The 7887-nt window shown below is 61.5% G+C and carries 6 protein-coding genes and 2 pseudogenes; 7 read left to right on the top strand and 1 reads right to left on the bottom strand.

Annotation, left to right across the window (positions count from 1 at the left end):
• Positions 1-489: pseudogene (locus E5W87_RS17460) on the top strand (sodium:proton antiporter); the annotation flags it as partial.
• Between the two features lie 183 nt (positions 490-672).
• Here E5W87_RS17460 and E5W87_RS17465 read toward each other — a convergent pair.
• Positions 673-1821, bottom strand: a complete 1149-nt coding sequence (locus tag E5W87_RS17465) for a DSD1 family PLP-dependent enzyme (protein WP_292399880.1) — start codon at positions 1819-1821, stop codon at positions 673-675.
• Positions 1822-1989: 168 nt separating this feature from the next.
• Here E5W87_RS17465 and E5W87_RS17470 point away from each other — a divergent pair, with 168 nt between their 5' ends.
• The 6 genes and pseudogenes from E5W87_RS17470 to E5W87_RS17495 form a co-directional block, all read left to right on the top strand.
• Complete coding sequence (locus tag E5W87_RS17470) at positions 1990-3138, top strand: ROK family transcriptional regulator (protein WP_292399883.1); 1149 nt, start codon at positions 1990-1992, stop codon at positions 3136-3138.
• A 183-nt stretch (positions 3139-3321) separates the two neighbouring features.
• Positions 3322-4593 carry an extracellular solute-binding protein gene (locus E5W87_RS17475; RefSeq protein WP_292399886.1) on the top strand — a complete coding sequence of 424 codons (1272 nt, stop codon included), beginning with the start codon at positions 3322-3324 and terminating at the stop codon, positions 4591-4593.
• A gap of 65 nt (positions 4594-4658) precedes the next feature.
• Positions 4659-5546 carry a carbohydrate ABC transporter permease gene (locus E5W87_RS17480; protein WP_292399888.1) on the top strand — a complete coding sequence of 296 codons (888 nt, stop codon included), beginning with the start codon at positions 4659-4661 and terminating at the stop codon, positions 5544-5546.
• A complete protein-coding gene (locus tag E5W87_RS17485; RefSeq protein WP_292399891.1) occupies positions 5543-6421 on the top strand; it encodes a carbohydrate ABC transporter permease in 879 nt (292 codons plus the stop codon). Before E5W87_RS17480 ends, E5W87_RS17485 begins: the two co-directional genes overlap by 4 nt.
• 50 nt (positions 6422-6471) lie before the next feature.
• Positions 6472-7563 carry an ABC transporter ATP-binding protein gene (locus E5W87_RS17490; protein ID WP_292399895.1) on the top strand — a complete coding sequence of 364 codons (1092 nt, stop codon included), beginning with the start codon at positions 6472-6474 and terminating at the stop codon, positions 7561-7563.
• 87 nt (positions 7564-7650) lie between these two features.
• A pseudogene (locus E5W87_RS17495) lies at positions 7651-7887 on the top strand (sugar kinase); the annotation flags it as partial.

The raw sequence follows: 7887 nt of genomic DNA on the forward strand, positions 1-7887 counted from the left end.
GGTCTGGTCACCCTTGCGGCAGCGTTTGCCTTGCCAGCCGAATTTCCGGGCCGTGACCCGATCGTGCTCGCCGCCTTCTCGGTCGTTCTCGGCACATTGGTGCTGCAAGGCATGAGCCTGAAGCCGTTGCTGCGCTTGCTTCGTCTCGATCCGGACGAAACTGTCGACCGCGAGGTCGCGCAGGCACGCGTCGCCATCATGCAGGCCGCGCTGGACGTGTTGAGCGGAAAGACATCGAATGCCGCGGCCGCGGTCCGCGAGCAATTTACCGCGCAGCGCATGATCGCCGAAAATCCTGACGATGCTCAGGCTGCCACCGAGTACGACAGGCTGCGCCTCTATGCCATCAAGAGCCAGCGTGACGCGCTGGAACTGCTGCGTATCGACGGGACGATCGGCGATGAAGCGTATCATCGCCTGGAGGAGGAAATCGACTGGTCGGAACTGGCCGCTTCTCCGCCGGGACGTTTCCAGCCGCTGACGACCTAGAGCGGGTTCATCGTTTCACGGAAACGCCGAACCGCTCTATCTCTTTGTTTCTGGGCAATTCCCTAGGGAAAGTGCTACGCGCTTTTCCCGGGAAAACCGTTTCACACTTTTCCTGGAATGCTCTAGCGTCTGTTCTGGACTTCGGCCGCATCGCAGCCGAAACCCGAACCTCGGGAACAGACGTCAATAGAGCTTTCCGCGTGCCGTTATCGGCCACAACGCCTCGACTTTGCCGTTACGAACGCCGACAAACCAATCGTACAAATTACAAGTCGGATCGCAATGCCCGGGTACCAGGAGCAGCCGGTCGTTGATGGCGAGCAGGTCGCCCGGATCGTCGATCTTGCCATGCTCGTCGTTGGCCGCGAGATAGGTGATCCCGGGCCGGTCGAAGATCAGCGGAAGACCGCTGTCGACTGCCAATGCCTTGAGGCCGGCGTCGCACACGGCATGCGCCGGCGCCGTCTTGCTCATTATTGAAGTCAGCACGAAGAGCGCGTGTTCGAAGCCGCCGACCACTCCGCCGCTATCGTCGCGGATCCGGCCATAGTCGGCGTCCATGAAGATGTAGGAACCGCACTGCAACTCGTTGTAGACACCGGAGCGGCCTTCCATGTCGAAACTGCCCGTGCCGGCTCCGCCGACGATCGCGCATTCGAGACCCAGCTCCGCCAGCAAGCGCACCGTCTCGCGCGTCATTCCAATTGCAGCGGCGATCGCCGCCCGGCGCTCGGCCGGATCGACGATGTGCTGCGCACTGCCGTGGTAGGCTTGCAGGCCGGAAAACACGAGGTTGGGCGACGCTGCGACGGAGCGCGCAAGATCGGCCGCCGGCGCACCCGGCTGAACGCCGCAGCGGCGGGCGCCGCAATCGATCTCGACAAGGACTTCGATTGTGGAGCCCACGCTCTGTGCCGCCTTGGACAGCGCTGCGACATTGGCGGCGTCATCGACGCAGACAATGATGCGCGCTCTGCCGGCAAGTCGCGCCAGTCGCTCGATCTTGAGCGGGCCGGTGACCTGGTTGGAGACGAGGATGTCCCCGACGCCGCCGCGCACCAATGCCTCTGCCTCCGACACTTTCTGGCAGCAGACGCCACAGGCGCCGCCTTTGGCGATCTGGAAGAGAGCAATGTCGGCGGATTTGTGGGTCTTGGCGTGGGCGCGCAGCCGAACATTCATGCTTTCGACATGGCGCCGCATGCGCTCGACATTTCGCTCGAAGGCATCGAGATCGATGACCAAGGCTGGTGTCTGAATATCCTCGATCGCGTCGCCTACCTCCGCGGGCACGTCATAGCCAATTTCCAGATCGTTGCGACCGCCGGCCATGCAAGCTCTTTCCACTGTTGGTTTCGCGCTGCCGGAGGCCTAAGGATTTTCACTTGGCCAGGTTTCAGGCAGTCTGCGCGAGGACAATCGATTTGATGTTCTGGATTGCCTCATCTATAGGTTTTGTCAAGTCACTTAACTTTAGGAAGACCTGTGAAGCAAAAACAGTTGAGTGAAGCGGACATCCGGGCCGCCTTCACGTCCAGCGCGCGTTCCGTGTTCCGCACGCTTTTCCAATCAGGCCCAGCGACACGGCCTCAGCTCGGTTCGGCGCTTGGTCTGTCGCGGCCGACATTGTCTTCCTCGATCGCCGAACTCTCCGCGGCTGGCTATGTCGAGAAGATCGGCGAGGTGCAGGGTGCGCTTGGCCGCAAGGCAGCGATGTACCGGCTGGGACCCGGTGCCGGCCATGTGATCGCCATCGATGCCGGCTCGACCCATATACGCACACGCGTCGCCACGCTCGACAGGCGGCTTCTTCATCACCGTGTCTACCGGCTGTCGTCCAACCAGCGCCATCTCGGCGCCGAGATCAGCCAGGCGGTCGCCGAGGAGGTCGAGGCGACATTGGCGCTGACGGAGCCGAGTTGGGGAAAGTTGCGCGCTCTCGGCGTCGCACTGCCTTCCCGCGTCGTTGCCGACAATGCGGCCCGGGCGGCGACCGGGCAAGAGAATCTGTTCTCGCATTTTGCGCCGCCCGACGGCGTTCCGCTGCTGCTCGAGAACAATGTCAACTGCGCGGCGCTGGCGGAGCAGAGCCATGGCGTCGCACAGGGTCTAAGCGATTTTACCTACATTCAGATCGGGGTGAAGATCGGCATGGGCTTGGTGCTTGGCGGCCGCTTGATCCGCGGTCGCAGCGGTGCCGCCGGCGAGATTGGCCATTTGCCGTTCCCGTGGGGTCCTGGCCTGCGGCCGCAAAATGCCGGACTGGAAGACTATGTCGGGGCCGAGGCGCTGATGCAGCGAACCCGCGCAGCCTGGCCGCCAGACGCCGGGGCGGCACCAGCCGACACGGCTGCCCTCTTTGCGCTGGCTGGCGAAGGGCATACCGCTGCCCTTGCCCAGGTGAAGCGCCACGCCGAGGACATCGGCGCCATCGTCTCGGCCTGTGTCGGCGTCATCGACCCCGGTATTGTCGTGCTCGGCGGCGGCATCGGCGACAACGCGATCATGCTGCCCTATGTCCGTGAGACCGTCGACAGGCTGAGCTATCCGACGGAGATTTATGCCAGCAGCCTCGGCGCCGACGCAACCGTGCTTGGCATCGAGAAGATCGCCGCGGACCACGCGTGCGAGTTGCTTGTCGGTATTTGACCGACCGGCGGCGGACCCGCACCACTACCCCTCCAATCGCTGCGTGTGAACAATTTTGTTCGACTCCCACTTGCGGGTCTGAGTTTGTTTGTTAAGGTGCGTAACATAATAAGAAGCAGAAGCGCCTTGGGTCGATCCGGGCATGTCTCGATCGGGAACCCGTAAACCACAATGGAGGTCTGAATGATTTCGACACGTTACATGCATGCCTGCGCCTTCGCGCTTGCCACGGCCGCAACGATCAGCGGCGCTCGCGCGCAGGAACCCGTCACCCTGGAATATTGGGTCTATTCGGATTTCGCCCAGGGTGAGGCGCTCAAACTTCAGCAGACCTTCATCGAGGAATTCCGCAAGACCCGCCCGAACGTCACCATCAACATCTCCGGCAAGGGCGACGACGATCTGACGACGGGCCAGGTTACCGGTGCTGCGTCCGGTAACCTTCCGGACGTATTCATGAACGGCGTCAATGTCGGCGCCACGCTGGTTGAGGCCGGTGCGACCAAGAACATCTATGCCGAGTTCATGGCGATGCCCAAGGAGTATCGCGACTCGTTCGATCCGGCCCTTATCGCCATGTGTTCGCCAAAGCCCGAAACGATGTACTGCCTGCCCTATACCGGCTACGGCTCCTTCATGTTCCGCAACCTGACCGTCCTGAAGGATGCAGGCGTCTACACTGCGGCACCGATCAAGGACTGGGCGGACTGGCTGTCACAGATGGAGAAGGTCAAGGCCTCCGGCAAATACGCTGTGCCGGACCAGACCCAGGCCTGGCAGTCGATCGTCGACACCTATTCGGGCGTTGCGACGCCTGAAGAGTGGGGCGCGGATTTCGAGACCAAGAAGACCAAGGTCAATGAAGCGAAATACGCGCAAACATTGCAGATGTTCGTCGACATGCAGCCATATACCAGCGGCACCAGCCGCAACGACCAGGCGACCAAGGATCTGTTCATCTCCAACCAACTCGCCTTCCATCTGGTCGGCCCGTGGGTCAACCCGACCTATGCGGAAGCGGCCAAGACATCCGGCCTGAAATATGACTACGTGCTGGTGCCCGGCAAGACCGAAGGCGACTATGGCGGCATCAAGGGCTATGAGTTCATCGGTGTTGCGCCAAACAAGAACGCGCAGGTTGCGTTCGAATTCGCGGCCTACGTCACCGCCAAGGAGCAGATGCTGCGGTGGGCGAAACGCTTGTCGCGATACAATGCCAGCGCCGCGGCAATGGCCGATCCTTCGGTCGCCAGCGACCCGCTGATCGCCATCACCAACAAGGCGGCGGCAAACGCGATTGACGGCATGCCGCCCTATTTCAAGGGCGCCTATCCAAACTGCTACCGCTCCATCCTGACCGACAATGCCCAGACGGTCGCCGATGGCGGGATCACCCCGCAGGACGGCGCCAAGGAGCTAGTCGAAGAGCTCAACGAGTGCCTGGCCGGCGGCTGACGCTCAGCCTCCCGACTTTCCGGCCAGGACCTCCCACCTGGCCGGGGACCGCATCGAGGACAACCATGCTTGACAAGAAACATGTCCCCCACCTTCTGATGGTGTTTCCGTTCCTGGCCCTCTTTGCGGTGTTCTTTCTCTACCCGATCGTCAGCGGCTTTGTTTATTCCTTCTACGACTGGAACGCGACGACAACGTCCCGCTTCGTTGGCCTGGCCAACTACCAGCGCGTCATTCATTCGCGCGACTTCTCCAAGGCGATGTGGAATCTCGGATCCTACATCGTCATCACCGTACCTGTCGGCATCGCCGTCGCCTTCTGCCTCGCGCTGCTGGTCGAAAGCTTCAAGGGCTTTTGGCAGAACTTCTTCCGCAGCATCTTCTTCATGCCGGTCGTCCTGCCGATGTTTCTGGCGGCGACGATCTGGCGCTGGATCTACACGCCCAATATCGGCCTCCTGAACACCATCCGCGGCCTGTTCGGTCTGCCGTCGGTGCAGTTCCTCAACGACACCTCGACGATGCTCTATTCGCTTATCGCGGTCGATATCTGGGTGTCGGCCGGGTTCAACATGGTCATCATTCTCGCCGGGATGAAGAACATCCCCAGGCACTATTACGAGGCGGCTCGCCTCGACGGTGCAAGCAAGCTGCAGGAGATTCTCTACATCACCATCCCGATGCTCTACCCGGTGCTGTTCTTCGTCACGACCTATGGCGTGATCTCCGCCCTTCAGGTCTTCGACACACCGTGGTTGCTGACCGGGTCGTCCTTCTCCCAGTATGGCGGCCGCCAGAACGCGCTGCTGTTTCCGGTCATGGACATGATGGGTCGCGGCTTCGGTGAACTGAAGTTCGGCCAGGCGGCAGCTTACGGCTTCATCCTGACCACCGTCATCGTCAGCGTGACGGCGGTGATGTTTGCGCTGCGCAAGAAAGGCCACCAGCCATGACGACCGACGTCGGGCTCATCCGTTCCGCCGCGCCAAACTATGCGCTGGACCTGTCGATCTGGACGGTCCTGAAGTGGACCGTCGCCATCTGCGTTGCGATCGTCGCCGTCTTCCCGATCGTCTGGATGGTCAATGTGGTGTTCGCCGAGCCAGGCGTTCCGGTGTCGATCAATCCGCGCCTGCTGCCGACATCCCTCAGCGCCGGCATTGCCAAGATCAACACGATCCTTAGCGAAACTGGCTATCTGCATGCTTATTACATTTCGATCACCTACAGCCTGCTGACCATCGCCGGCGTGCTTCTGTTTGGCTCGATGGCAGCGTTTGAGTTCGCGTTGTTCGAGTTTCCCGGCAAGCGGCCCATGTTTGCGATCGTCATGCTTTCGCTGATGGTGCCGACTGCGGTCACGCTCATTCCGACCTATCTCTTGACCGCGAACCTCGGCTGGCTGAACACCATGCAGGGACTGGTGGTTCCGGGGCTCGCCTCCGCATTCGGCCTCTTCATGCTGATCCAGTTCATGCGAACAATCCCGCGCGAGATGATCGAGGCGGCCCGGCTCGATGGTGCCAGCCATTTTCAGATCTACCGTCACATCGCTTTACCGATGTCGAGGAATGCGCTGGTGACGCTCGCCATTCTCACCTTCATGCAGACCTGGGGTAATTTCATCTGGCCGCTCATCGTGGCACCCAGTCCGCAAATGTACACGGTCGGGCAGGTTGTCGGCCTGTTCAACGCGCCATTCTCGCACGTGACCGTCGACATCGTCATGGCGGCGAACCTGCTTGCGGCACTTCCGCCGCTCATCTTCTTCCTGCTCTTCCAACGCAAGATCGTCGAAGGCATCGCGATGTCCGGCTCCAAGGGCTGAGCGGCGCCGTCCCGCGAAGTTCCAATCCGAACATCAACAAAGGCATTGGCATGGCTGATCTCCAAATCATCAACGTCTCGAAGTCCTACGGAGCCGTGGAAGTGCTGCGCGACGTCAACCTGTCGATCGCGTCCGGCGAGTTCGTGGTCTTCGTTGGCCCGTCCGGCTGCGGCAAGTCGACCTTGCTGCGGATGGTTTCCGGCCTCGAGGAAGCGCCCGTCGGCGAGATCAGGCTCGAGGGCAAGGTGGTCAATCGCGTCGATCCGGCCAAGCGCGGCGTTGCCATGGTGTTCCAGTCCTACGCGCTTTATCCGCATATGACGGCATTCCAGAACATGGCCTTCAGCCTGACCATGGCGCGCGAGCCGAAGGCCCTGATCAAGGAGAAGGTTGGCCGCGCCGCCGCCATCCTGCGGCTCGAAAAGCTGCTCGATCGCCGGCCTGGCGAATTGTCCGGGGGTCAAAAACAGCGGGTGGCGATCGGCCGCGCCATCGTGCGCGAACCGAAGGTGTTCCTGTTCGACGAGCCATTGTCGAACCTCGACACCGAGTTGCGCGTCCAGATGCGGGCGGAATTGATCCAACTGCATGCCAACCTCGGCACAACGATGATCTACGTCACTCACGATCAGGTCGAGGCAATGACGCTTGCCGACAAGATGGTGGTGATGAACGGCGGCATCATCCAGCAACATGGCACGCCGCTTGGTCTTTACGACGATCCGGATAACAAGTTCGTGGCCGGCTTTATCGGTTCGCCGAAGATGAACTTCATCAAGGCCAAGGTGGAAGCGGTACGAGCGGACGCCATCACCCTGTCGGATCTCGGCGGCCGTTCCAGGCTGGAATTGCCGTTTCGCAATTTCGACGCCGGCATTCGTGAGGTCGAGCTTGGCGTCCGCACCGAGCATATAAACATCGCGCAGGACACCGGCGCGACCGACATCCTGGCCGCCAGGGTCGCGTTCGTCGAGGAGCTCGGCGATGTCACCTTCATCCACACCGACCTGTCCACGGGCGAGCGGCTTGTCGTGCGCAGCAGCAAGGCTCGCCACAGGGGTAGTACCGAGTGCTTCGTGAAGCTCGACCCGGCCGGCGTGCTGCTGTTTGGCACGAACGGCGAGCGGATCAGAAGCGCTTGACCAATCTGCATCGCAACGCGCTCCGCGTCGTGGGGGAACTATAGCATGCCGAGCAGTTCGCGTGCGGCAATTGCCTGGAGGAATCCGTTGATCACAGTTGGGATCGATATTGGCGGCACCAAAACGCATCTGCGCGCCTGCAATACTGCCGGTGCCACTCGCGAGCTTGTCATGCCGACGGCCGATTGGCGGGTCCGTGACTGGGACAGGGACGCTGCGGCACTGCTCGAAAACGTCAAGCAGCTGGTCGAGGGCGGACAAGTGCTGGCGCTCGCCGTCGGCGCGCATGGCTGCGACGACGCCGCCGAATGTGAAGCCTTCGAG

The sequence above is a fragment of the Mesorhizobium sp. genome, from assembly GCF_004962925.1.
Taxonomy (GTDB): Bacteria; Pseudomonadota; Alphaproteobacteria; order Rhizobiales; family Rhizobiaceae; genus Mesorhizobium.